Raw genomic sequence first — 23,489 nt, forward strand, 5'->3', positions numbered from 1 at the left:
CATCCATGGGTACGAAAGTTGGCCGCGAAACGGTTCATCCGGAACGGAGCGGACCGTTCAGGGACCCCCGCTACTGTCCGGATCCGGCACCCCAACGGACCCTCAGAGCGAGCAGAGGACATCAGCATGAGCTCCTTGCCCACCGCCGTCTTTCCCGCGGACCTCGGCCTCGACCACGTCGAACTCCACGTCGCCGACGTGGACGCCGCCGCCGCCGACCTGTGCGGGCGCTTCGGCTTCACCGTCGTCGGCACCACCGGACCGGCCGCCGACGGCCTGCGCGGCCTGGCCCTCGCCCAGGGCCGGATCAGCCTCGCGCTGACCGCGGCCACTGCGGACGACCACCCCGCCACCGCCTACGTGCTGGCCCACGGCGACGGCGTCGCCGGCATCGCGCTGCGCACCGCCGACGCGGCCGCGGCCTTCGCCGAGGCGGTGCGCCGCGGCGGCCGCCCGATCGCCGAACCGCGCGTCCTGGACGGTGAGTTCCGTACAGTGGTGGCGACCGTCGGCGGCTTCGGCGACGTCGTCCACACCTTCGTCCAGCGCGACCCGGCCGACCCCGGCACGCTCCCGCCCGGCTTCGTCCCGGCCCCGTCCGTGGGCGAACCGGCCGCCGTAGGCGAGTCGGCCGACGCCCCCGGCCTGCTGGAGCTCGACCACTTCGCCGTCTGCGTCCCCGGCGGCGAACTGGACGCCACCATCGCGTACTACCGGGACGTCCTCGGCTTCGAGCAGACCTTCGAGGAGCGGATCGAGGTCGGCACCCAGGCGATGAACTCCCAGGTCGTGCAGAGCGCCGACCGCGGCGTCACCTTCACGGTCATAGAGCCCGACACCACCGCCGACCCCGGCCAGATCGACATGTTCCTCAAGCGGCACGGCGGCGCCGGCGTCCAGCACCTCGCCTTCGCCAGCGCCGACGCCGTCCGCTCCGTCCGCGCCCTCGCGGAGCGCGGCGTGCACTTCCTCAGCACCCCCGGCGCCTACTACGACGCGCTCGCCGACCGGGTCGCCCCGCGCACCCACACGGTGGCCGAACTGCGCGAGCTGAGCCTGCTGATCGACGAGGACCACGGCGGCCAGCTGTTCCAGATCTTCACCCGCTCCGGCCACGAACGCCGCACCCTGTTCTTCGAGGTCATCGAGCGGATCGGCGCCGAGACCTTCGGCAGCTCCAACATCAAGGCGCTGTACGAGGCCGTCGAGGTCGAGCGCCTCCGGCAGGACGGCGGGCAGGAGTGACCACCGTGGCCGAAGCGCGTACCGCCCCCGCGCCGCCCGCCCTCGCCCACCAGCTCACCGTCGCCGAGGTCGAGGCCGCCGCCGCCGGCCTGCTGCCGCCCGGCGCCCGGGACTTCATCGCCGGCGGCAGCGGCGCCGAGACCAGCCTGGCCGCCAACCGCGCCGCACTGGACGAGGTCTTCCTGGTGCCGCGGGTCCTGCGGGACGTCTCCGCCCGCACCACCGCCACCTCCCTGCTCGGCACCCTGGCCGCCGCGCCGCTCGCCGTCGCCCCCGTCGCCTACCACCGACTCGCCCACCCGGACGGCGAGTTGGCCGCCGCCCGGGCCGCCGCCGAGGCGGGCGTGCCGTTCACCGCCGCCACCCTCAGCAGCTACCCGATCGAGCGGATCACCGCGACCGGCGCCACCACCTGGTTCCAGCTGTACTGGCTGCGCGACCGCGCCCAGCGCCTCGACCTGGTCCGCCGCGCCGAGGCGGCCGGCTGCACCGCCCTGGTGCTCACCGTCGACGTGCCCTGGATGGGCCGCCGGCTGCGCGACATCCGCAACGGCTTCGCCCTCCCGCCCGAGGTCACCGCCGCCAACCTCACCGAGGCCGCCGGCTCCGCCGCCCACCGGGCCACCCCCGGCTCCGCCGTCGCCGTCCACACCTCGCTCGCCTTCGCCTCCACCCTCACCTGGGCCGACGTCGAGGAACTGCGCGGCCTCACCCGGCTGCCGCTGGTCCTCAAGGGCATCCTCGACCCCGAGGACGCCGCCCTCGCCGTCCGCTGCGGAGCGGACGCCGTGATCGTCTCCAACCACGGCGGCCGCCAGCTGGACGGCGCCGTCCCCGCCGTCCAACTGCTCGGCGAGATCCGCGCCGCCGTCGGCGACAGCGACTGCCAGGTCTTCGTCGACGGCGGCATCCGCAGCGGACTCGACGTGCTGCGCTGCCTCGCCCTCGGCGCCGACGCCGCCCTGGTCGGCCGCCCGGTCCTGTGGGGCCTGGCCGCCGCGGGCCGGGCCGGCGCGGCCCGCGTCCTCGACCTGCTGACCGACGAGTTCGAGGACGCCCTCGGCCTGGCCGGCTGCGCCGCACCCGCCGAGGCCCGTACCCTGCGCACCGTCCTCCGGCCCGGCCACACCCCCCGACCCCGCTGACAGGAGACCGCGTTGACCAGCACCACCACCCGACTGGAACTCTCCGCCCTGCACTCCTCGCTGGCCGACCCGGCCCTGGAGTCGATGAACTTCCTCAACGAGATCGCCGGCCGCTACCCCGAGGCGATCGCCCTGGCGGCCGGCCGGCCCAGCGAGGAGTTCTTCGAGATCGCCGCCGTCCACCGCTATCTGCACCGCTACGAGCGCCACCTCACCGAGGAGTTGGGGCTGACCGCCGAGCAGGCCGGCCGCGCCTTCTTCCAGTACGGCCGCACCAAGGGCGTCATCCACGAGCTGGTCGCCCGCAACCTCGCCGCCGACGAGGGCATCACTGCCGACCCGGAGTCGGTCGTGGTCACGGTCGGCTGCCAGGAGGCGATGTTCCTGGTCCTGCGCGCGCTGCGCACCGACGAGCGCGACGTCGTGCTCGCCGTCGCCCCGACCTACGTCGGTCTCACCGGCGCGGCCCGGCTGGTCGACCTGCCGGTGCGCACCGTCCGCAGCGGCCCCACCGGGATCGACCTCGACGACCTCGCCGAGGTGATCCGCCGGGCCCGCGCCGAGGGCCTGCGCCCGCGCGCCTGCTACCTGCTGCCCGACCACGCCAACCCCTCCGGCCTCAGCCTCGACCTGGCCACCCGGCACGCCCTGCTCGACCTGGCCGAACGCGAGGACCTGCTGCTCCTGGAGGACAACCCGTACGGCCTGTTCACGGCCGGCGGCGAGCGGCTGCCCACCCTCAAGGCGCTGGACACCCGCCGCCGGGTCGTCTACCTGGGCTCGTACGCCAAGACCGGCCTGCCGGGCGCCCGGATCGGCTTCGTGGTCGCCGACCAGGAGGTGGTGCACCCCGACGGCGGCACCGGCCTGTTCGCCGACGAACTCGCCAAGCTCAAGAGCATGGTGACGGTCAACACCTCGCCGATCGCCCAGGCCGTGATCGCCGGCAAGCTGCTGGAGCACGGCGGCAGTCTGGTCCGCGCCAACGAGCGGGAGACCGCCCGCTACCGGGAGAACCTCCGCTGCCTGCTCGACGCCCTCGCCGGGCACTTCCCGGCCGACGGCCCGGTGCGCTGGAACACCCCGGAGGGCGGCTTCTTCCTGGTCGTCACCCTGCCCTTCGAGGCCGACGACGACCTGCTCACCGTGTCGGCCCGGGACCACGGCGTGCTCTGGACCCCGATGCGGCACTTTCACGACGCCCCGGAGGCGGCGAACCAACTCCGACTCTCCGTCAGTGTGGTGACACAGGATCAAATCTGTGAGGGCGTCCGCCGGTTGGCCGCACTGATCGCCGACCGCCTGGCCTGACGGGGCCTCGTGAGCGGCTCAGCCCGCCTCGGCGATCAGGGCGCGGAGCGCGCCGGCGACCGGGGCGGGCCGCTCCTGCATGGCGACGTGGCCGGTGTCCGGGAGGGTGAGGAGACGGGCGTCGCGGAAGGCCGCGTAGGCGCGGGCGGCGAGCCGGAACGGGACGAGGCGGTCCTCCCGGCCGTAGACCAGCAGGGTCGGGGCGGTGATCCGGCCGGCCTGCTGCCAGGGGGAGGAGACGCCCCGGTGCAGGGAGGCGCGGACCACCGCGCGCATGCCCTCGGGCAGCATCCGCGGTGCGTGCGGGAGCGCGCTGCGGCGCAGGCGCTCGCGGGCCTCGGCCGCGCGCTGGTCGGGGCGGACCCGGCCGGGGTCGGCGTAGATCAGCCGGTAGAGGTCGTCGAGTTGGCGCTCCGGGCTGCGGCCGGCCAGCAGCCGGCCGTACAGTCGCGGGGCGCCCGGCAGGGCGAGCAGGGCCGCCCGCGCGGCCTGCGGCGGCGGAAGGGCCGGCAGGACGGGGGCGAGCAGGGTCAGCGAGGCGACCAACTCGGGCCGGTGGGCGGCGAGATGGAGTGCGGTCAGGCCGCCGAGGGAGTTGCCGACCAGGTGGACCCTGCCGGGCCCGGCGCGGTCGAGGTGGGCGGCGACGGCGGCGGCCTGGCCCTCGACGGTGACGACGCCCCCGGCCGGGGGCGCGGACCGGCCGTAGCCGGGGAGGTCCAGGGCCAGGCAGTGCACCGAGCCGCGCAGCAGGTCGATCAGGGCGGCCCAGTTGTGGGTCCAGCCGCCGAGTCCGTGCAGGAACACGGCGGTCCCGGCGCCGGGCGCGGTGCTGGGGGTGTAGTCGGCGGCGAGCGGCTGGTGCACGGGGGTGGGTCCTCAGGGGTCGTCGAGTGGTCGGAGGAGTGCGGGGCTCAGCGCCGCAGCGGTCCGGCGGTCTCCGCGATGGCGAGGCGGTAGTGCCCGATCAGCCGGTCGCCGACGGCGTCCCAGCCGCGCTCGGACACGGCGGCGCGGCCCGCCCGGCCGAGGTCCGCCCGTAGGTCGGGGTCCCGGGCGAGCCGTTCGACGGCCGTGCGGAACTCCTCCCCGGCGCCGGGCGGCACCAGGAAGCCGGTGCGCCCCGGGCGGACCAGGTCCAGCGGCCCGCCGGCCGCCGGGGCGACCACCGGCAGGCCGCTGGCCATCGCCTCCTGGACGGTCTGGCCGAAGGTCTCGTACGGCCCGGTGTGCGCGAACACGTCGAACGAGGCGTACAGCCGGGCGAGTTCGTGCCCGGTGCGGCGGCCCAGGAACACCGCGTCCGGCAGTGCGGCCTCCAGCGGGGCGCGGCACGGGCCGTCACCGACGACCACCAGCCGGACACCCGGCAGCCGGGACGCCGGCGCCAGCCGGTCGACCTGCTTCTCCGCCGCCAGCCGTCCGACGTAGCCGACCAGCACCTCCCCGCGCGGGGCGAGCCGGCGGCGCAGGGCGTCGTCCCGGTGGCGCGGGTGGAACCGCTCCCGGTCGACGCCGCGCGGCCACAGGTGCAGCCGGGGGACGCCGTGGGCGGCCAGTGCGCCCAGCGAGGCCTGGGAGGGTGCCAGCGTCCGGGCGGCCGCGGTGTGGATCCGCCGCAGGATCCGCCAGGCCGCCCGGGGGCCGGCCCCGCCGAGGAACGGCAGGTAGGTGCGGGCGTAGGCGGCCATGTCCGTCTGGAACACCGCCACGGCCGGGATCCCGGCCCGCCGGGCCGCCGCCGCGCCGGCCGCCCCGAGCGCGAACGGCCCGGCCAGGTGGACGACCTGGGGGCGGTGGCGGTCGATCGCGGCGGCCAACCGCCCGCCGGGCAGGGCGATCCGCACCTCCGGGTAGCCGGGCAGCGGCACCGACCGGACCCGGAGCACCTGGTAGCCGTCCACCTGCTCGGGTCCGCGCCGGGCGCGGGTCGCCGGGGTGACCACCAGTACGGAGTGGCCGCGGGCGGTCAGGTGCTCGGCGGTCCGCAGCACGGAGTGGGCGACGCCGTTGAGCTGCGGGGGGAAGGACTCGGTGACGATCAGGACGCGCAGTCGGCCGCCGGGCGCAGCCGGGGCCGGGCCCGCCGCGGGGCGGACCGTCGCCCCGGACAGCAGCCGGCTCACCGGGCGCTCCCGCGGTCGGCCCGCGCCCCGGGCACGGAAGGCACCGGAGGCACGCAGGGTGCGGTCGCGCCCGGGGGCGAGTCGACGGAGCGCCCGACCTCCCGCAGGTCGCGCAGGATCTCCCGGAAGGAGTCGACCAGCCCGGCCTCGCCGTACGCCAGCCCCACCTCGGCGCAGTAGCCGCGCACGATCCGCGCGGCGGGCCGCAGCGCCGCGATCGGCATGGCCGGGAAGAGGTGGTGCTCGATCTGGTACCCGAGGCCGCCGAACAGGAAGTGGGTGAACCGCCCGGCGCGCAGGTTGCGGGAGGGCAGCACCTGGCGCCGGAGGTAGTCCGCGGGCGGCTCGTCCGGGCCGGTCATCGGCATGCCCTTGTGGTTGGGCGCGAAGATGCAGCCCAGGTAGACGCCGAGCACGGCGCCGCACAGCACGGCGAAGGCCAGCGCCTGGAGCGGGGTGAGCACGACCAGCAGCAGGCCCGCCGCGAGGAGGTAGTGCAGTGCGGCGAGGCTCCGTTCCAGCACCGGGTGGCGGAGCCGGCCCCGGACCAGGGTCACGGTGGTGGCGACGACCAGGCCGAGCGCCTGGAGGGAGAGCAGCGGGAAGAACAGCTCCGCCTGGTACTTGGCGACGGTCCTGCGCAACCCCCGTGTGCGCCGGGCCTGTTCGGCGGTGCGGACGAAGAGGATGGCGTTCGCGGCCGGATCGCGGCCCTCCCGGTTGGGGTGGGCGTGGTGGCGGTTGTGGTCGCTGACCCACCAGCCGTAACTCATCCCGACCACCAGGTTGCCGAGCAGGATGCCCGCCAGATCGGTGCTCCGGCGCCCGGAGAACACCGCGTGGTGCGCGATGTCGTGCCCGAGCAGCGCCAACTGGCCCAGGACCAGGGCGAGTACGGGGGCCAGGCCGAGCTGCCACCAGGTGGCGCCGAGGGCGGTGAACCCGGTCAGGACCAGCGCGAGGGCGAGCAGCAGGGCGCCGGCCCGGCAGCCGTAGTACAGCGGGCGCCTGCGGAGCAGTCCGGCCTCGGTGACGCGTCGGCGCAGCTCGGCGAAGTCGCCGTGCCGGGTGGTGCCGGCGGTCGGGGTGTCCTGAAGGGTCATGCCACCATCCCGGTCTCGGGTCGCTCCGGCCGGTCGTGGCCGTCATGCCGTCCGGCCCAGGGCCACGTGGTGTGGTCCTGGGCCGGACGGCCTCAGCCTTTCGTGTGCGCTCGGTGGTTGTCCCGGTGCGGTCCCGTGTCGTGGTCGGATGGGCACGATCGGGCGGGTGGCGGCCCGGTTTGCTCCGTCAGGGGTACGACGGCCGATCGTGTTTGCGAGGCCCGGCGGGCCCGGACGGTCAGTGGATCAGGTGGAGGCTGAAGGCGTCGTCGGTGGAGAAGGACGGCGTCTTCACGTGCGTCACGCCGGTCGCCTCGTCGTGGTACCAGCCGGAGTCGGCGGAGTCGAGGGCGGCGGCCGAGTCCAGCTCGGGCAGCGGGCCGCCCCGGGTGACCACCAGGCGCGGGGCGGGCTCGCCGTGCACGCTGAACCGGTACGCCCGGGCGTCCGGCTTGCCGGTGTAACTTCCCTCGCTGGAACCGACCTTGACGGTGGTGACCGGGCCGTGGGCGTGGACGTCCACCTGCTGGGTGGCCGAGGCGCCGGTCGCGTACTGCCGGGTGGTGCCGTCGTCCTCGTACAGGGTGTAGGAGCTGTCGCCCTGCGGGTAGAGGTCGTAGTCCAGTTCGCCGCGGTCCCGGTTCTGCCAGGACAGGGTGCCCTGCGGCCACATCGGGACGATCGCGCCGCCCTTGACGAACACCGGCAGGGTGTCCAGCGGGGCGGAGTAGTCGTTGATGGTGGTGGGGCCCTGGTAGGTGCGGCCGGTCCAGTAGTCGGTCCAGGTGCCCTCGGGCAGGTGGATGCCGTTGCGCACCGAGGTGTCGGAGTAGACCGGGGCGACCAGGAAGTCCGGGCCGGCCAGGAACTCGTATTTGGCGTCCGGGCCGAGGGCGGCCGGGTCGTCCGGGTACTCCAGGGCGAGCGGGCGCACCGCGCCGATGCCGGTGCGGGTGGCCTCGGCGGAGAGGGTGTACATGTACGGGAGCAGCCGCTCCTTCAGCTGGAGGTACTTGCGGTTGATCGAGGTGTACGGCTCGCCGTCCAGCCAGGGCTGCTGGTCGCGCTGCTGCTTGCCGGTCATGTCCTTGGCCCAGCCGTCCATGGTCATGATGGTCGGCAGGAAGGCCTTCCACTGCAGGTCGCGGGTGTACATCTTCGGGTCGCGGCGGAAGATCGAGCCGACGTCGCCGGTGTCGTAGGCGATGCCCGACATGGTGGCGCCGGCGTAGGTGGGGATCTGCCAGCGGATGTAGTCCCAGGAGAGGCTCTGGTCGCCGCTCCAGAGCACCCCGCAGCGCTGGGCGCCGGCCCAGGAGACCGGCAGCCAGACGAAGCCGCGGGCGTCGCTGTTGTCCTCGATGCCGGCCTTGGCCTGGTCGCAGGCGTTGAGGGCGAAGTCGTAGCCGTTGCCGACCCAGGCCACGTCCAGTTTGCGCACCCGGACCCCGGCCTTGACCTCCTCGGCCTGGTTGGGCAGGCCGTTCTGGGTCCACAGGCCGAGCTGGGCGTGGTCCTTGCGCAGGCCCTCGCCGGTCTGCGGCAGGTTCTCGTAGCCGCAGCCGTAGCCGTCGTTGACCAGCATCCAGCCGAGCGGCATCCCGTTCTGCTGGTAGCCGTCGGCGACCTTGAGCGCGTCGGTGGTGTGGCGTTCGCCGCGGTTGGCGTTGTGCAGGTAGCAGTCGGAGTCGCCGGGTTCCAGGCCGTAGACCGGCGGCATGAAGGGCTTGCCGACCAGGGCGGTGTACTGGCCGATCACCGACTTGACGTCGCCGGTGAAGTAGTAGGCGTCCAGGCGCCGTTCCTGCTGTCCGGTGCGCACCGGCGAGCCGAAGTCGTAGATCCCGGGGGCGAAGGTGTTGCGGAAGACGCCGTAGCCGGCGGTGGAGACGTAGAACGGCTGGGAGTTGTTGTAGCCGCCCTCGTTCCAGTTGGTGCTGTTGGCGACGTGGACGGTCCGGTCGCGGTGCGAGAAGCTGCCGTTCTGTTCGCCGCCGCCGAAGAACTGCTCGTCGGCGCCGCGCACCAGGCTCTGCCGCAGACCGCCGGTGGACCAGCGCAGCGGGGCGTCCTCCTGCCAGATCGCGGTGCGGTTGTCGGCCTGGTAGAGGCCGAACCGCAGCGGGTGCTTGTACACCCGCAGCACGACGTGCCCGGAGCGGATGCCGTAGTAGTCGCCGGCGTCGAACGAGCCGGTGCGGGACTGGAGTTCGGGCTGCTTGCGGATGATGGTGCTGCCCGCCGGGTCGGTCAGCACGCCGTCCGGGGCGGCGCGCAGCCGCAGCTGGTCGTCGGCGAGGAAGTCGACCTTGGCCTTGAGGGGGCCGGCGGCGATGTCGTAGCTGCCCCGGCCGCCGGAGAAGGAGGTGAGGTCGCCCGCGTCGGCGGTCTTCGGCAGGTAGGCGTGCAGGGTGACGGAGGCGCCGTGCACGTCGTACGGGACGACCAGGACGTGGTAGGTGCCGGAGGCCTTGGGGATCACCGTGGCCTCGGGGTCGGCGGTGCCCGCGCTCTCGGCGACCTCCTTGCCGTTCGCGTCGTAGACGTAGAGGTCGAAGTCGTCGGTCTGGTGCGGCCATTGGACGGAGATCGGGACGCCGCCCTCGGGGTTGTCGTCCCAGTAGCCGGACGGGACGTTCACGGTGAGGTCGAAGCGGCCGCAGACCGCGCCGTCCGGGTCCTGCGCGGCGGCCGGGCAGGAGGTGGGGCCGCCCAGGGTGCCCTTGGCGTAGGTGGGGCTCTGCCAGCTGACGTCCTGGTGGGCGCCGTCCAGGACGGCGACGGCGGGGGTGGCGGCGCGGGCCGGCAGGGCCGGTCCGGCCAGTGCGGCGAGGCTGGTGAGGGCCGCCGCGAGGGCGGCCCTGCGGAGCTGGGGTCGGAGCAGGCGCACGGGGGGTTCTCCTGTCGACTCGAAGGCTCGATCTGCTGCTGTGTGCGTGTCTGCGGGGCTCGATCCGCGGGTGCGGACGGCTACTTGACCGATCCGGCGGTCAGCCCGGAGACCACGTGCCGTTCGATCAGGGCGAACAGCACCACGACCGGCACGATCGCGACGACCGAGCCGGCGAACAGGTAGTTCCACTGGACGGTGTAGTTGCCGATGAAGCTGTTGATGCCGACGGTGAGCGGCTGGCTGCCCGGGTCGGTGGACAGCGTCAGGCCCATCACGAACTCGTTCCAGGCCGAGATGAAGGTGAAGATCACCGCGGTGACCACGCCCGGCAGGGCCAGCGGCAGCACGACCCGCCGCAGCACCCCGAGCCGGCCGAGGCCGTCGAGCAGGGCGGCCTCCTCCAGCTCCACCGGGATCGAGGAGATGTACGCGGTGAGGATCCAGACCGCGAAGGCCAGGTTGAAGGCGGCGTTGCAGAGGATCAGCGTCCAGACCGAGTTGAGCATGCCCAGCTGGTAGAACTCGCGGTACAGGCCCACCAGCAGCGAGGTCGGCTGGAACATCTGGGTGACCAGGACCAGCAGCAGGAACAGCCGCCGGCCCCGGTAGCGGAACCGGGCGGTGTAGTAGGCGGCGGGCAGCGCGACCAGCAGCGCCAGCACGGTGGCGCCGCCGGCCACCAGCAGGGTGACCCGCAGGTTGGCGCCGAGGGTCGAGTCCTGCCAGACGCCGATGAGGTTGGACCAGGCGAAGTGCCGGGGCAGGTACGTCGCGTCGCGCAGCTCGTCGGCCGGGCGCAGCGCGGTGACCACCATCTCCAGGTAGGGGAACAGGAAGACCGCCGCCAGCAGCCAGGCCGCCCCCGCGAGGGCCAGGCCCCGTGTCCTGCGCATCGTCAACTCTCCTCCCCGTTCCAGCGGCTGACCTTGAGGAAGACCAGCACCATCAGCACCACGAGGGCGAAGTTGACCACCGACATCGCCGCGGACTCCCCGATGTCGGTGGCCTTCAGCTGGTACATGAACACCGTGCTGGTGGCCGTGGAGCTGTCCGGGCCGCCCCGGGTCATGCCCCAGATCACCGGGAAGGAGTTGAAGACGTTGATCAGGTTGATCACCACGCCGACCAGGAAGGCCGGGCGCAGCAGCGGCAGGGTGATCCGCCGGTAGGCCTGCCAGGCCGAGGCGCCGTCCACCCGGGCCGCCTCGTACACCTCGGCGGGCACGGTCTGCAGGCCGGCCAGCAGGGTGTAGGTGGTGAACGGGAGCGAGACGAACACCGCGACGAACACCATCCACGGCCAGGCCGTCGACGGGTCGCCGAGCCAGTCCCGCGGGCCGTCGACCAGCCCGAGGTCGGTGAGCAGGGTGTTGAGCACGCCCGCCGTCCGGTCCAGCATCCAGCGGAAGCCGATCGCGGTCATCAGGACGGAGGCCGCCCAGGGGGCGATCAGCGCCCAGCGGGCGTAGCGGCGGCCCGGGAACCGCTGGTCGAACAGCTGGGCCAGGGCGAGCGAGAGCAGCATGGTCAGGCCGACCACGGCGAGCGTCCAGACCACCGTGGCGAGCAGCACGTGCCCGAGGTCGCTCTCGCCGAACAGCTTGCGGTACTTGTCCAGCCCGGCCGAGCCGCGGACGAAGCCGCTGGTGCTGATCCGCAGGAACGAGGTGCGGACCATCTCGTACACCGGCCACAGCACCACGGCCACGATCAGCAGCACGGCCGGGGCGATCCACGGCAGCGGGCCCAGCCGGCGGGCCGGCCGACGGGCGTTGCGCACGGGGGAGTTGAGGGTCACGGCGTCGCCTTTCGCAGTCCGGTCCGGTTCCGCAGTCCGGTCAGGTGTCGCAGTCCGGTCGGGTTTCGGCAGTCCGGTCGGGCCCGTCACCTGTTCGCGACGGCGTCCTGGGCCTTCTTCTGCAGATCGCCGAGCACCTTGGCCGGGTCGCCCGACACGGCGCCGCCGATCGACTTCTTGATCTCCGCGGACACCGCGTCCCAGCTGGTGTCGCCGAGCGGGTAGAACACGGCGTGCGGCAGCAGGGCGAAGAACGGTTCGAGGTCCTTGTGCTTGCCCCCGGTGGTGAGTTCGTCCAGTACGCTCCTGGTGACCGGCATCAGGTTGTACGTCTCGTCGAAGGTCAGCTGGTTGGCCTTGGAGTACGCGAAGTCGAGGAACTTCCTGATCTGCTCCTGGTGGCCGTTCTTCTTGAACGCCATCATCCAGTCCGCCACCCCGAGGGTGGAGGTCAGCGGGCCGTTCCGGCCGGGGATCGGCGCCACCCCGTAGTCGACCTTGCCGGTCTGCGCCATCTGGATCAGCGAGGGGTGCCCGTTGAGCATCGCCGCCTTGCCGGCCGCGAAGTCGGCGAACGCGGTCTTGCGGTCGGTGCTGGCCGGGTTGGCGTAGGTGAGCCCGGGGTCGACCAGGTTCGACTTGAGCCAGCGGAAGGTGTCGATGTTCGGCTGGCTGTTCAGGGTGTAGGCGCCGTCCGGCCCGGTCGGCCCGCCGCCGTCGCCGAGCTCCCAGATCATGCTCTCGCCCTGGGCCTCCTCCGGCCCGAGCGGCAGCGCGTACGGCGTCACCCCGGGGACCTTGGCCTTGACCAGTTCGGCGTCCTTGCGCAACTCCTCCCAGCTGGCCGGGGGTTGGGAGATGCCCGCCTGCTGGAACAGGGTCTTGTTGTAGAACAGTGCCCGGGCCGAGGACACGAACGGGATGCCGTACTGCACGCCCTTGACCTGCCCGGCCTTGGCGAAGCTGTCGATCAGGTCCGCCCGGGTGGCGGGCGACAGCACGTCCTCCGCCTTGTACAGCAGGTCGTCGGCCACCTTGTCGGCGTAGCCCCCGGTCTGCAGCACGTCCGGCATGTTGCCGCTCTGGATCATCGTCTTGACCTGCTGGTCGATGTCGTTCCAGTTCACCACCTGGACGTCCACCTTGATGCCGGGGTTGGCCGCCGTGAACGCGGTGGCGACCCCGTTCCAGTAGGCCTTCGAGCTGTTGGACTCCTTGTCGCCGTAGTCGGCGGCCACCAGCTTGAGCGTCACCTTGCCATCGGCGTCCGCCCCGCCGCTGCCGCCCCCGCTACCGCAGGAGGTGAGCGCGAGCGCCCCGAGCGCGCACGCCGAGACGAGGGCCAGTACACGTTTGTCCACTGCGGTTACCGCCTTCGTGCGCGCTTGATCGGGTGATCCAAGATGCTTGAAGAGTGCTGGTTCTGAGCAGTTTCGAAAGAGCAGCTTGCTGCTTCGGGCGGTTCATGTCAATCGAAGCGGGTGATTTCCGCACACTGCCGCCCCCGGCCCGGCCCGACGGGAGGACCTCTGCGCAGAAACGCTCAACTTGGGCCCCGCCGCCCGGTTCTGCCGTCCCGATGTGTCGTACCCCGTAACGGTGGGTGGCGCGGGGGTCGCGGTATTGTGGCGCGCGGTTCGGACGTTCGGGAGGGGAGCGGCGTGGCCGGGGACGTGACGGTGGAGACGATCGACCTGGGGGACGGCACCACGGTGCGGGCCGAGGTGATCGGCGAGGTGGGCTTCGCGGTGGCCGGGGACGAGGACGGCTTCGGTGATGTCGGCCTGCGCGACCGGGCCGCCAAGGTCGGGTCGGCGGTGGCGCTGTCGCTGGACCAGGTGCGCGGCACCGTGCAGGGCATCGGGCGCTGGGCGGCGGAGACCATCGCCCAGGGCGAGTCCGGGGCGCCGGACTCCTTCGAGGTCGAGTTCGGGCTCAAACTGGCCGTCAAGTCCGGGCAGTTGCTCGGCATCATCGCGGAGGCCGGGAGCGAGGCCGGGCTGACCGTCAAGCTCTCCTGGGACCTCGCGGCGCGGCGCGAGCGCGCGAACGCCGAGGCCGCCACCCCCGCCGCAGCGGAGTGACCGGCCCGCAACTCGACCGGGCTCGCGCCGAGGCGCTGCACCGCTGCGCCGTGCGGATCGAGGCGGCGGACGGCTTCCGGGGCAGCGGCTTCCTGGTCGCCCCCGGGCTGGCCGTCACCTGCGCGCACGTCGTGCTGGACCGGCGCGGCCCGGCCGAGGGACTGGTCGTCCGGCACGGGGCGAGCGCCTACCCGGTGGTGCCCGGGGCCGTCCGCGCCGAGCCCGACACCGCGGGCGCCGGCCCGTTCGAGGCCTTTCCCGACCTCGCGCTGCTCGACCTCCCGGCCGCCGCCGGGTCGGGCCACCCGGTGGCCCCGCTGGCGGGCGTCGAGGCCGAGCCGGGCAGTTGGCTGACCGCCCTCGGCTACTCCGAGGCCACCCCGACGCCGGGGGCCAGCATCGACACGGTCGCCCTGCGCGTGGTCGGCAGCTCCGGAGAGTTCATCGGCGTCACCGGCCATGTGCAGCCCGGGTTCAGCGGCAGCATGCTGGCCGGGCCGGACGGACTGGTGCACGGCGTACTCAAGGGCAGCCGCTCGTACAAGCAGGACCTGGGCGGCTGGTACGTCCCGCTCGGGGCGCTGATCGCCTTCCTGGGGGCGGCGGTTGCCGTCACGCCGCCCGAACCTCCGCCCACCGAGGCAGAGTTGGTGGCCGCGCTGATGTCCGTCCCGTACACCGCGCGGGCCGACGGCCGGTACGACCTGCTGGAGCGGATGGGCGAACACCTCGGCCTGCCGCACTCCTTCGAGGTCGAGGAGCGCTCCGACCGCCGCGACCACCTGTCCCGGCTGGTGCGCCGCTGCCGCTACCACCGCGACCCGTCGGCCGCGTTGGGCGCGCTGTACGCGGCGCTGGCGGAACTCGCCCCGTACGACGGCGGGTTGGAGCAGCTCCGGGGGCTCGTGGAACGGGCCGTCGGCGGGCCTCTGCCCGGTGGCTCGCTGCCAGGTGGTCCGGTGGCGGGCGGTCCGGTGGCGGGTGGGTCGCTGCCCGGTGGTCCGGGGGGCAGGTAGCGGGATGGGCGGAGCGGCGTACGGCGCCCGGCCGTCGGCGGCCCCGCTCCTCACCGGGACCGCCGAGGGCCTGTTGGCCGAGATCCTGTTCGACTTCCGGGGCATCTCCCGGAAGGACTTCCGGCAGGACGTGCTGGAGACCATGGGCCGCTCCCCGTCCTCCCGGATGTTCCACCTGGACGTCAAGGAGGCCGACACCGCGCGCGAACACGTCCGGCAGATCCTGCTGGGCATCCGCCGCGCCCGCGATCCCCGGGCCGTGCTCGGCTCGCTCGGCGAGGCGCTCCGGGCCCACGACCCGTACGACGGCGCGCTGCCCTGGCTGGAGTTGACGGTGCTGGCGCTGACCGCCGAGACCGGACTGCCGACCGAACTGCTGCTGCGCATCGTCGTCCTGCTGCGCGCCGTCACCCCGCCGCCCGGCCCGCCCCGGCTGCTCGCCCACGTGCCCCTACGTGCCCCCGGCCGGCAGCGGATCGACGAGCGGACCACCCTGCCGGAGATCCTCGGCCGGCTGCTGGACCACTTCGGCGGCCCCGACGCGGGCTACGCGCTGGCCTTCCTGGACAGCCTGGCCCACGACCCGGAACTCTCCCGGCAGCACCCGCAACTCGGCGGACTCGCCACCCTGTTGAGCGGCATCGGGGTCGCCCGGCCGGCGCCCCCGGCGGAACCCGCCGGCCGGCTCATCGTGCAGATCCGGCTGGACCCGGAGACCCCCGAGCACATCGAGGCCGGCCGCTACCACCTCCGGGCGTCCTACTACCGCCAGCCGCTGGCCGGCGGCTCGATCGAGCGCCTCAACGACCTGGTCACCACCGACTCCCTCGCCAAGGAGGACCTCGTCGCCGAGGGCAGCGCCCGACTGGCCGGCTGGCAGGCGCTGTTCACCGAGATCGCCCGGAGCAAGCGCAGCCCGGTGCGGATCGAGTTCCTGCTGCCCAAGGCGCTGCTCGGGCACAGCGCCGAACTGTGGTCCCCGACCCCCGGCGGCCACCGGCTCGGACTGCTGCACCCGGTCGTGGTCCGCTCCCTGGACCGCTACGCCAACCCGTGGCTGCACACCGACGCCTGGTACCAACGCTGGGAGCACCTGTTCAGCGAGGCGATGGACTGCGAGGCCGTCGACCGGATCGGCTGGCCGCCCCTGCACCCCGAACGGGCCGCCGACCTGCCCGGCTGGCTCGACGGCCGGCCCACCCTGGCCTGCCTGGGCCTCGACACCCCGTACGACGAACTCGACCCCCGGGTGCGCACCGCCGTGCTCGACGCGATGGTCTTCGACGGCGTCCCGGCGATGCTCTGGCGCCGGGCCCCGGGCGCCCCGACCGACATGGTCGACGCCCTGCGCCGGGACCGCCCGCGCTCCCTGGCCCAGCTGCCGGAGGCCGTCCACCGGCACCGCAAGGTGACCCGGGCGGCCGAGGCGCAGGACGGCATCACACTGCTCTGGGACGATCCGAACTGCGTGGATCCGGATCAGGACGCCGGCTTTCCGGGGATGGTGTGAACCGGGGGGCGGCACCGGGGGCGGCCCCGGGCCGGAGCCGGGTGCGGGCCGAGGGGATGCTGTGAGCCGGGGGATGCCGGGGATGCTGGGGAGAAGCGATGGTTTCCGACGACCGTGGTGACGAGGAGCAGGCGGTAACGATGGCCGAGAACTGGTGGATCTACCGGGGCACCGGCGTGCCCCACGACGGCATCGCCGCGCTGCCGCCCGCCCCCGCCTGGCGGTCCTTCGGCGACTGGGTGGAGCGCGAGGAGGAACTGCCGCCGCCCCCGGCCGACGACGCCGGCGGACCGACGGCCCGCCGGCTCGGCCGCACCCGCCAGGCCACCGCCTACCAGGCCGACGACCGCGAGATCCACCTCGTCAACCTGGCCCTCCACCTGCGCCGCCCGCTGCTGATCACCGGCAAGCCCGGCGTCGGCAAGTCCACCCTGGCCTACGCCGTCGCCCACGAGCTGGGCCTCGGCCCGGTGCTGCGCTGGCCGATCAGCAGCCGCTCCACCCTGCGCGACGGCCTCTACACCTACGACGCCATCGGCCGCCTCCACGAGGCGGGCCTGCGCGCGCCGCACCACGCCCCGGGCCACCAGGACCCGAACGACCACCGGCCGGACCAGCACGCCGCCCCGGACCACCAGCCGCCCGCCATCGGCCAGTTCCTGCGCCTCGGCCCGCTCGGCACCGCGCTGCTGCCCTGGCGCACCCCCCGCGTCGTGCTGATCGACGAGATCGACAAGAGCGACATCGACCTGCCCAACGACCTCCTGAACGTCTTCGAGGAGGGCGAGTTCGAGATCCCCGAGCTCCAACGCCTCGGCCCGGTACCGCAGGAGGTCGCCACCGCCGACCCGGGCCGGCGGGCGATCGTCCGCGGCGGGCACGTGCGCTGCGCCCACTTCCCGCTGGTCGTCCTCACCAGCAACGGCGAACGGGAGTTCCCCTCGGCGCTGCTGCGCCGCTGCGTCCGGCTGGAGATCCAGCCGCCCACCGAGGAGCGGCTGGCCGCCATGGTCGCCGCCCACCTGGGCGCCGACCACTCCGCCGACGGCGCCCAACGGGCCGCGCTGATCACCGAGTTCCTCCGTCGTCAGCGCGAGGACGGCGCCGACCTGGCCAACGACCAACTGCTCAACGCCCTGCTCATGGCCGAGCGCGGGCTGTGGGGCAGCGGACCGGGGCGGGACGTCATCCAGGACGTCCTGCTGCGGCCGCTCAACGAGAGCTGAGGCGGCGGCCGGTGGACGAGTTCGGTACGGCGCCCATGGGGGACTCCGCCACGGGCCGGGAGACCCCGGCCCGGTCGGTGCTGCGCCGGGCGCTGGCCGCGCTGGTCGCCCCCGAGGGCGAGCACCCGCACCCGCAGGACCTCGCCGACGTGCTGTGGATCTCCCGGCTGGCCGGCCTAGCCCCCCTGCCCGACAGCTCCGACACCGACACCGAACCCGCCGCCGACGGCGACGGTTCGGGCCGGACGCCCGACCGGCCCGGCGCGCCCCGGCCCGACGCCCCCGACCGGACCGGCACCGAGCCGGGCCGCCAGGACCCGCCGACCGGGCCGCCCAGGCCCGACACCCCCGAACCGCCTGCCCCCAAGGTCGAACTCCACCCCCGCTGCGCCCCCGCCGACCCCACCGCGTCCGACGGGACGCAACGCCTCCCCCGCGGCGCCGAGGTCGTCCAGGTGACCCGGCCCACCGCCCTGCCCGGCGCGCTGGCGATCGCCCGCGCGCTGCGCCCGCTGCGCCACCCGCTGACCCAACGCCCCGGCGGCGTGAGGCCGTTGCACCTCGACGAGGAGGCCACCGCCGCCGCCACCGCCGAGGCCGGGGTGCTGATGCCGGTCTGGCAGCGCGACCGGCCGCGCCACTCGGTCGACCTGCTGGTCGACACCGGCGCCACCATGGCCGTCTGGCACGACCTCGCCGGGGAGCTCGCCACCCTGCTGGAACGCCACGGCGCCTTCGAGGAGGTGCGCACCTGGTCCCTCGGCACCGACGGGGAGACCCCCCACCTCACCCCCTTCCGCCGCCGCGGCAGCACCGCGCCGCCGCCCGCCGCCCCCGACCGCACCTGGTCCCGTCCGTCGGCCTGGTCCCGTCCGCTGGCCGACCCGCACGGGCGCCGCATCCTGTTCGTCCTCACCGACGGCGTCGGACCGGCCTGGTACGGCCCGGAGTTGGTGCCCTTCCTGGCCCGCACCGCCGCCACCGGACCGGCCGCCGCCCTCCAGGTGCTGCCCCGCCGCCTCTGGCACCGCACCGCCCTGCGCCCCGCCCCGGTCGAGGCCCGGCCCGCCACCCACGGCCGGCCCGTCCCGGTGCTGCGCACCGACACCGCCCTGCCCGGCATCCCGCGCGGCCACGCGGGCGCGGCCGCCCGGGCGGCGGTGGCCTGGCTGCCGCTGCTGGAGATCGACGCCGACTGGCTGGCCCCCTGGGCCGACCTCACGGCCGGCCGCACCACCGGCTGGACCCCGATGCTCGCCGCCCCGCTCAGCGGCGTACCGCGCCCGCAACGGCCGCGCGCCCGGACCACCGAGCCGCGCCCGCCCGCCGACCGGGTCGCCGCCTTCCGGGCCGGCAGCTCCCCGACCGCGTACCGGCTCGCCTGCCACCTGGCGGCGGCGCCGCTCAGCCTGCCCGTGATGCGGCTGGTCCAGCGGGCGACCGTGCCGGAGTCGGGCCAGCGCGAGCTGGCGGAGCTCTTCCTGTCCGGGCTGATCGAGGTGCGGACGAAGGACGCCGACCCGGACGAGGTGGTGTACGACTTCGTCGACGGCGTCCGGGCGGAACTGCTGGGGGAGCTGACCCGGACCGAGTCGGTGCGGGTCCTGGACCACGTGCTCGCCAAGGTCTCGGGGCGGGTCGCGGCCACCTTCGGCGGGACGCTCGACTTCCGCGCGCTGGCCGCGAGCGCGGGGGAGGGGCGGCACCGGCTGCCGGAACGCAGCCTGCCCTTCGCCGAGGTCGCGGCGGCGGTGCTGGCCGGGGCCGGCGGCCAACACGTGGCGATCGCACGGAACTTCACCGGACTGCTCAGCCGGCCGACGGTCCGCCGGGAGCTGCTGACACCCCCGCCGCCGATCGTCAGCCCGCCGGACCCGCCGCGGATGATCGGGCGGCGGAAGGAGTTCGACCGGCTCACCCTGGCCTGCGACCCGGCCTGGCTCCGCAATGCCGAACCCCCGCGGCAACTGGTCGTCGTCGACGCCTCCCTGGGCATGGGACGGCGGCGCTTCGTCCAGGAGTACGTCCAGCGCCACGGCGGGCGGCACTCCTTCGTCCACTGGATCGAGGCACGCAACGCCCGCGCCGTCGAGGACGGGTTCGGGCGGCTCCGGGCGGCCCTCAGTCGGAGCTTCCAACAGCCCGAGCACCCCGCACCGTTGACCCACCTGATCGGCCGCCACCCGGAGTGGCTGGTCGTCATCGACGGTCTGGCCTCCGGCCTGCGCTCCTCCGGCGAGGAGACCTGGCACCCGGAACTCCTCGAACTGGCCGACAGCCGGACCGGCTGCCTGATCGTCACCACCGAGTCGGGTGAGGTGATGGACCGGCTCGGTGACGACGCCACCGTCATCACCCTCGGCTTCCTCACCGAGGCCGAACTGCGCGAGGAGATCCGGCACCGGCTCGGCGACGCGTACCAACGGATCGAGCACGCACAGGAGTTCCAGCACCTGCTGGACCGGATGCCCCGACGCCCGGACGAACTCGCGACCTGGCACCTGGACGAGAAACTGGCCGTCCTGGTCGGGCCCGCCAGGTCGGGGGACTCCTACTCCAACGTCCGGAGCTTCCCGCTGCCCAGCCCGGCACTGGCGATGGCGACCGTGCCGAACGCCTACGGCCTCGGCTCCGGCTACCTCGCCGTCTACGGGGCGGACGGCCTGCTGCGCTACCTCGACGTGACGACCGGACAGCTGGAGGAGCCCTCGCTGTCCCTCGGGGCCACCGGCCCGGGGGTCGTCGCCATGGCCGAGATCAGCGACCGGCCGTCGGTCCTGTGCACGGCGGAGCCGGACGGCGGCTTCGTCTTCTGGGACGCCCGGGACGGCTCCTTCGTGTCCAGCCGGCAAGGCCGCCCCGAACCCCCAGTGGCGATGGCGCCGTTCACCCACGCCGACGGCACCCAGTACCTCTGGACGGCCGACGGCGACGGCCGGATGCACCTGTGGAACCCGTGGGGCAGCGAGGAGCCCCTCGAACTGCCGGGTCTCAGCGGCGGCCACCGGGCCTGGGCCCTCACGGCGCTGCCGGGGCCGGGCGGCCGGTCGCGGCTGGTCGGCGTCGACCCGACCGGGCGCCTGCACCGCTGGCGACCCGACGACCCGTCGACCGTCGAGTCCTTCCCCGCCGCCGTGGTCGACCCCGCCCGGGCCCGGACCATCGTCGGGATCACCGGCGACCAGGACCGCTGCGTGATCGCGTCGATCGGCGACCGGGACACCCACGTCCACATCTGGGAGTTCGAGGGCCGCTGGCGCGGTGACCAGCGGCGCGTGGTCGAACAGCCGCTGCTCGCCGACCGGTTCCGCCTCGTCCAACGGATCGCCCAGGGGCGGCAGAGCGAGATCTGGCGGGCCCGGGACGAACGGGACGGCTCGACCGTCGCGGTGAAGACCTTCGACCGCGACCGGCTCGCCACGGCCCTCGACACGGACGCCTTCCTGGCGCAGAGCGGTCGGCTCGCCGAACTCGACCACCACGGCCTGGTCGGCTGCCACACGGCCGGCATCGACGCCGAACGCCTCTACCTGGTTTTGGAGTTCATCGACAATCCGGACCTGCGGACGGTGCTCGAAGCGGGCCCGGCCGCTCCCGGCGAGGCCGCGGCGATCGCCCACGGCGTGGCCGAGGCACTGGACTACCTGCACACCCACGGCATCGCCCACGGCCGGATCGAACCGGCCAACGTCCTGCTCCGCCCGGACGGCAGCCCGGCCCTCTGCGACTTCGGGATCGACCTCGGCGGAGCCGGCGCGGCGGACCCGGCCGACGACCTCTACGCCCTCGGCAACCTCCTCCAGCAGACCGGTGTCCCGGAGCCGTTGCAAGGGCTCGCCCTCGAACTGCTGCACCCGGACCCGCGCCGACGGCCGTCCTCCGCCGCCGAGGTCGCCCGCCGGATCGCCGCCTCGGGCGCCCTGCGCGAGCCCGACCGCACGCCGTCGCCCCCGCTGACGTTCACCCTGCTCGGAGAGGTACGCGTCTGGCGAGGGGAGGAACAAGTGGCGATCGGGTCCCCGGGGCGTGCGGCGGTGCTCGCGGCGTTGCTGAAGTACCGTGGCCGCCCGGTACGGGCCGAGGTGCTGATCGAGGCGGTGCACGAGCAGCACCGGGCGTCCGGTGGCGAGTTGGAGCAGATGTGGCTCTACGTCAGCGACTTGCAGCGCGTGCTCAACTCACCCAGGGACTCCTACGAGGTGCTGGAGCAGCTGTCGGACGGCCACACCTGGGTGCTCAACGTCGCCTCCGAGCAGATCGACGCCGTGCTCTTCGAACGGGCCCTAGAACGCGCCGAGGCGGCCGTGCCCGCCGACGACCCGGACGCGGCCCGACGGCACGCCGGAGAGGCCCTGGCGCTCTGGCAGGGCACCCCGCTGGCTGACCTGCCCGGGCCGTTGGCGGAGCTGGAGCGCGACCGCCTGAGCGAACTGTACGAACGGGCGGAGGAGTTGCGCGGCCCGGTGTCGTCGACCGCGCCCGGCCCCGACGGTCTTCGGTACTCGCTGCTCGGCTCCCTGCGTATCTGGCGCGACGAGCACCAACTGCCCCTCGGCTCCCCGCAGCAGCAGGCGGTCCTCACGGCCCTCCTGTTGCACGCCCCCGAGCCGGTGCCGACCACCGGTCTGGTGAACGCCGTCTGGGGCGACCAGCAGCCGCCCCAGGCGATCGCCGAGCTGCGGACGTATATCTCCCGGATCCGGCACGTCCTGGGGGACCGTAGCGAACCCCGTGGCGCGGCCGAGGTCCTCCAGCCGGTGGGCGACGGCTACCGCCTGACGGTCGCCCCGTGGTCGGTCGACGTCGCCGTCTTGGAGGAGCGCCTCGCGGCGGCCGCGACGGCGGAGCAGGGCGGAGATCTGAGTGAGGCGCACCGGCTGCTGCGGTTCGCGCTCGACCTCTGGGACGGCCCCGCGCTGGACGGGGTGCCGGGCCCGTACGCCGCCGGGGAGCGGGCCCGGTTCACCGAGCGGCGGATGGTGGCCAGCGAAGACCTGTACGCCACCGGGCTGGCCCTCGGGCGGCACGAGGAGCTCCGGCAGGGGCTGGAAGGTCTCGTCGCCGCCACTCCGTTGCGCGAGCGGCTGTGTGCGCTGCTGATGCTCGCCCGCTACCGGTGCGGCCTGAAGGACGGGGCGGTCGAGGTCTACAGTCGGCTCCAGAGCCAGCTGCGGGAGGACTTCGCGATCGAACCTAGTCCGATGGTGACGCAGTTGTACCGGATGATCCAGCAGGACGACCCCGAACTCCGCAGCCCCGGCCGGGCGGAGGCGCTCATCGTGCCGCTGGGCGGTCCCGCCGCGCTCGCCGTCGTCGACGCCGACCGTCTGCCGCGCGGCACCGCCCGGCAGGGGGTGGCGATCGGGCTCGACATCGCCCGACAGTCCCCGGTGTTCGTCGACTTCGACGCCAACCCGCTGTTCGTGGTGTTCGGTGAGGACGGCGCCGGGCGGACCACAGTGCTCCGGCTGCTGGTCAAACAGCTCACCGAGCGCTACACCTCCGACCAAGTCGGCTTCCTGGTCGCCGACGTGCGTGGCTCCCTGCTCGACGAGGTGCCGCCCGAGTACCTCGTCCACTACGCGTCGGACCTGTCGGAACTGACCACCCTGGTGCGGATCCTGCGCGTCGCCGCCGCCAGCCGCACACCGGGGGACTGGCAACTGCACAAGAGGATCTTCCTCGTCGTGAACGACTTCCACCTGAGCGCGTCGAGGGAGCAGGACCCGCTGTCCGCCCTCACCGAACTCCTGCCGCTGGCCCCGGAGATCGGCTTGCGGGTCATCGTCGCCTGCACCACCAGGGGGGCGTCCCGGGCCGGCGCCGCCTCCCCGTTCCTCCGGACGGCCTGCGAGCTGGGGCCCCACGGCGTGGTGCTCTCCGGCAACGAGGAGGAGGGCCCCCTGCTCGGCCTGGTGACCCCCCGTCCCCTCCCCCCGGGCCGGGGAACCCACGTGACGCCCGAGAACCCCGCCGGCACCCTGATCCAGACCGGCTGGCTGCCACCTCGAAGGGGGCCGCAGCCAGCCTGA

Annotated in this window: 15 protein-coding genes; 8 read left to right on the forward strand and 7 right to left on the reverse strand. The window is 74.0% G+C overall.

Features of this window, described 5'->3' with window-relative positions:
• The first annotated feature begins 126 nt into the window (after positions 1-126).
• The 3 genes from hppD to ACIP4P_RS04080 all read left to right on the forward strand — a co-directional run bounded on the left by hppD (position 127) and on the right by ACIP4P_RS04080 (position 3,701).
• Positions 127-1,245, forward strand: a complete 1,119-nt coding sequence (gene hppD, locus ACIP4P_RS04070) for a 4-hydroxyphenylpyruvate dioxygenase (protein WP_400914533.1) — start codon at positions 127-129, stop codon at positions 1,243-1,245.
• 5 nt (positions 1,246-1,250) lie between these two features.
• Positions 1,251-2,390, forward strand: a complete 1,140-nt coding sequence (locus ACIP4P_RS04075; RefSeq protein ID WP_400914535.1) for an alpha-hydroxy acid oxidase — start codon at positions 1,251-1,253, stop codon at positions 2,388-2,390.
• Between the two features lie 84 nt (positions 2,391-2,474).
• Complete coding sequence (locus ACIP4P_RS04080) at positions 2,475-3,701, forward strand: PLP-dependent aminotransferase family protein (protein ID WP_400915333.1); 1,227 nt, start codon at positions 2,475-2,477, stop codon at positions 3,699-3,701.
• A gap of 18 nt (positions 3,702-3,719) precedes the next feature.
• On the opposite strand, the gene ACIP4P_RS04085 is transcribed toward ACIP4P_RS04080, so the two are convergent.
• From ACIP4P_RS04085 to ACIP4P_RS04115, 7 genes are all read right to left on the reverse strand, one after another.
• Positions 3,720-4,568: an alpha/beta fold hydrolase gene (locus ACIP4P_RS04085; protein WP_400914536.1), complete on the reverse strand. Its 849-nt coding sequence runs from the start codon at positions 4,566-4,568 to the stop codon at positions 3,720-3,722.
• 47 nt (positions 4,569-4,615) lie between these two features.
• Positions 4,616-5,755: a glycosyltransferase family 1 protein gene (locus tag ACIP4P_RS04090; RefSeq protein ID WP_350516679.1), complete on the reverse strand. Its 1,140-nt coding sequence runs from the start codon at positions 5,753-5,755 to the stop codon at positions 4,616-4,618.
• Positions 5,756-5,823: 68 nt separating this feature from the next.
• Positions 5,824-6,930 (reverse strand): acyl-CoA desaturase, encoded by a 1,107-nt coding sequence (locus ACIP4P_RS04095; protein WP_400914538.1) that lies wholly within the window; start codon positions 6,928-6,930, stop codon positions 5,824-5,826.
• 238 nt (positions 6,931-7,168) lie between these two features.
• Positions 7,169-9,820 (reverse strand): TIM-barrel domain-containing protein, encoded by a 2,652-nt coding sequence (locus tag ACIP4P_RS04100; protein WP_400914540.1) that lies wholly within the window; start codon positions 9,818-9,820, stop codon positions 7,169-7,171.
• 80 nt (positions 9,821-9,900) lie between these two features.
• On the reverse strand, positions 9,901-10,716 hold the full coding sequence (locus ACIP4P_RS04105) for a carbohydrate ABC transporter permease (protein ID WP_400914542.1): 816 nt from the start codon (positions 10,714-10,716) through the stop codon (positions 9,901-9,903).
• Positions 10,717-10,718: 2 nt separating this feature from the next.
• Positions 10,719-11,621, reverse strand: coding sequence for a carbohydrate ABC transporter permease (locus ACIP4P_RS04110; protein ID WP_400914544.1), 903 nt, complete (start codon positions 11,619-11,621; stop codon positions 10,719-10,721).
• Between the two features lie 86 nt (positions 11,622-11,707).
• A complete protein-coding gene (locus ACIP4P_RS04115) occupies positions 11,708-12,982 on the reverse strand; it encodes an extracellular solute-binding protein (RefSeq protein WP_400914545.1) in 1,275 nt (424 codons plus the stop codon).
• Between the two features lie 300 nt (positions 12,983-13,282).
• Between ACIP4P_RS04115 and ACIP4P_RS04120 the strand changes: the two genes are divergently transcribed.
• From ACIP4P_RS04120 to ACIP4P_RS04140, 5 genes are all read left to right on the forward strand, one after another.
• Positions 13,283-13,705: a CU044_2847 family protein gene (locus tag ACIP4P_RS04120; protein ID WP_400914547.1), complete on the forward strand. Its 423-nt coding sequence runs from the start codon at positions 13,283-13,285 to the stop codon at positions 13,703-13,705.
• Positions 13,702-14,721 carry a trypsin-like peptidase domain-containing protein gene (locus tag ACIP4P_RS04125; RefSeq protein WP_400914550.1) on the forward strand — a complete coding sequence of 340 codons (1,020 nt, stop codon included), beginning with the start codon at positions 13,702-13,704 and terminating at the stop codon, positions 14,719-14,721. The genes ACIP4P_RS04120 and ACIP4P_RS04125 overlap by 4 nt, the downstream gene beginning before the upstream one ends.
• Positions 14,722-14,725: 4 nt before the next feature.
• The gene (locus ACIP4P_RS04130) at positions 14,726-16,231 is read left to right on the forward strand and encodes a hypothetical protein (RefSeq protein WP_400914551.1); all 1,506 of its coding nucleotides are present in this window, start codon (positions 14,726-14,728) and stop codon (positions 16,229-16,231) included.
• 98 nt (positions 16,232-16,329) lie between these two features.
• Positions 16,330-17,457: an AAA family ATPase gene (locus tag ACIP4P_RS04135; RefSeq protein ID WP_400914553.1), complete on the forward strand. Its 1,128-nt coding sequence runs from the start codon at positions 16,330-16,332 to the stop codon at positions 17,455-17,457.
• Between the two features lie 11 nt (positions 17,458-17,468).
• Positions 17,469-23,489 (forward strand): SAV_2336 N-terminal domain-related protein, encoded by a 6,021-nt coding sequence (locus ACIP4P_RS04140; protein WP_400914554.1) that lies wholly within the window; start codon positions 17,469-17,471, stop codon positions 23,487-23,489.

Source organism: Kitasatospora sp. NPDC089509 (assembly GCF_044749365.1).
GTDB lineage: Bacteria > Actinomycetota > Actinomycetes > Streptomycetales > Streptomycetaceae > Kitasatospora.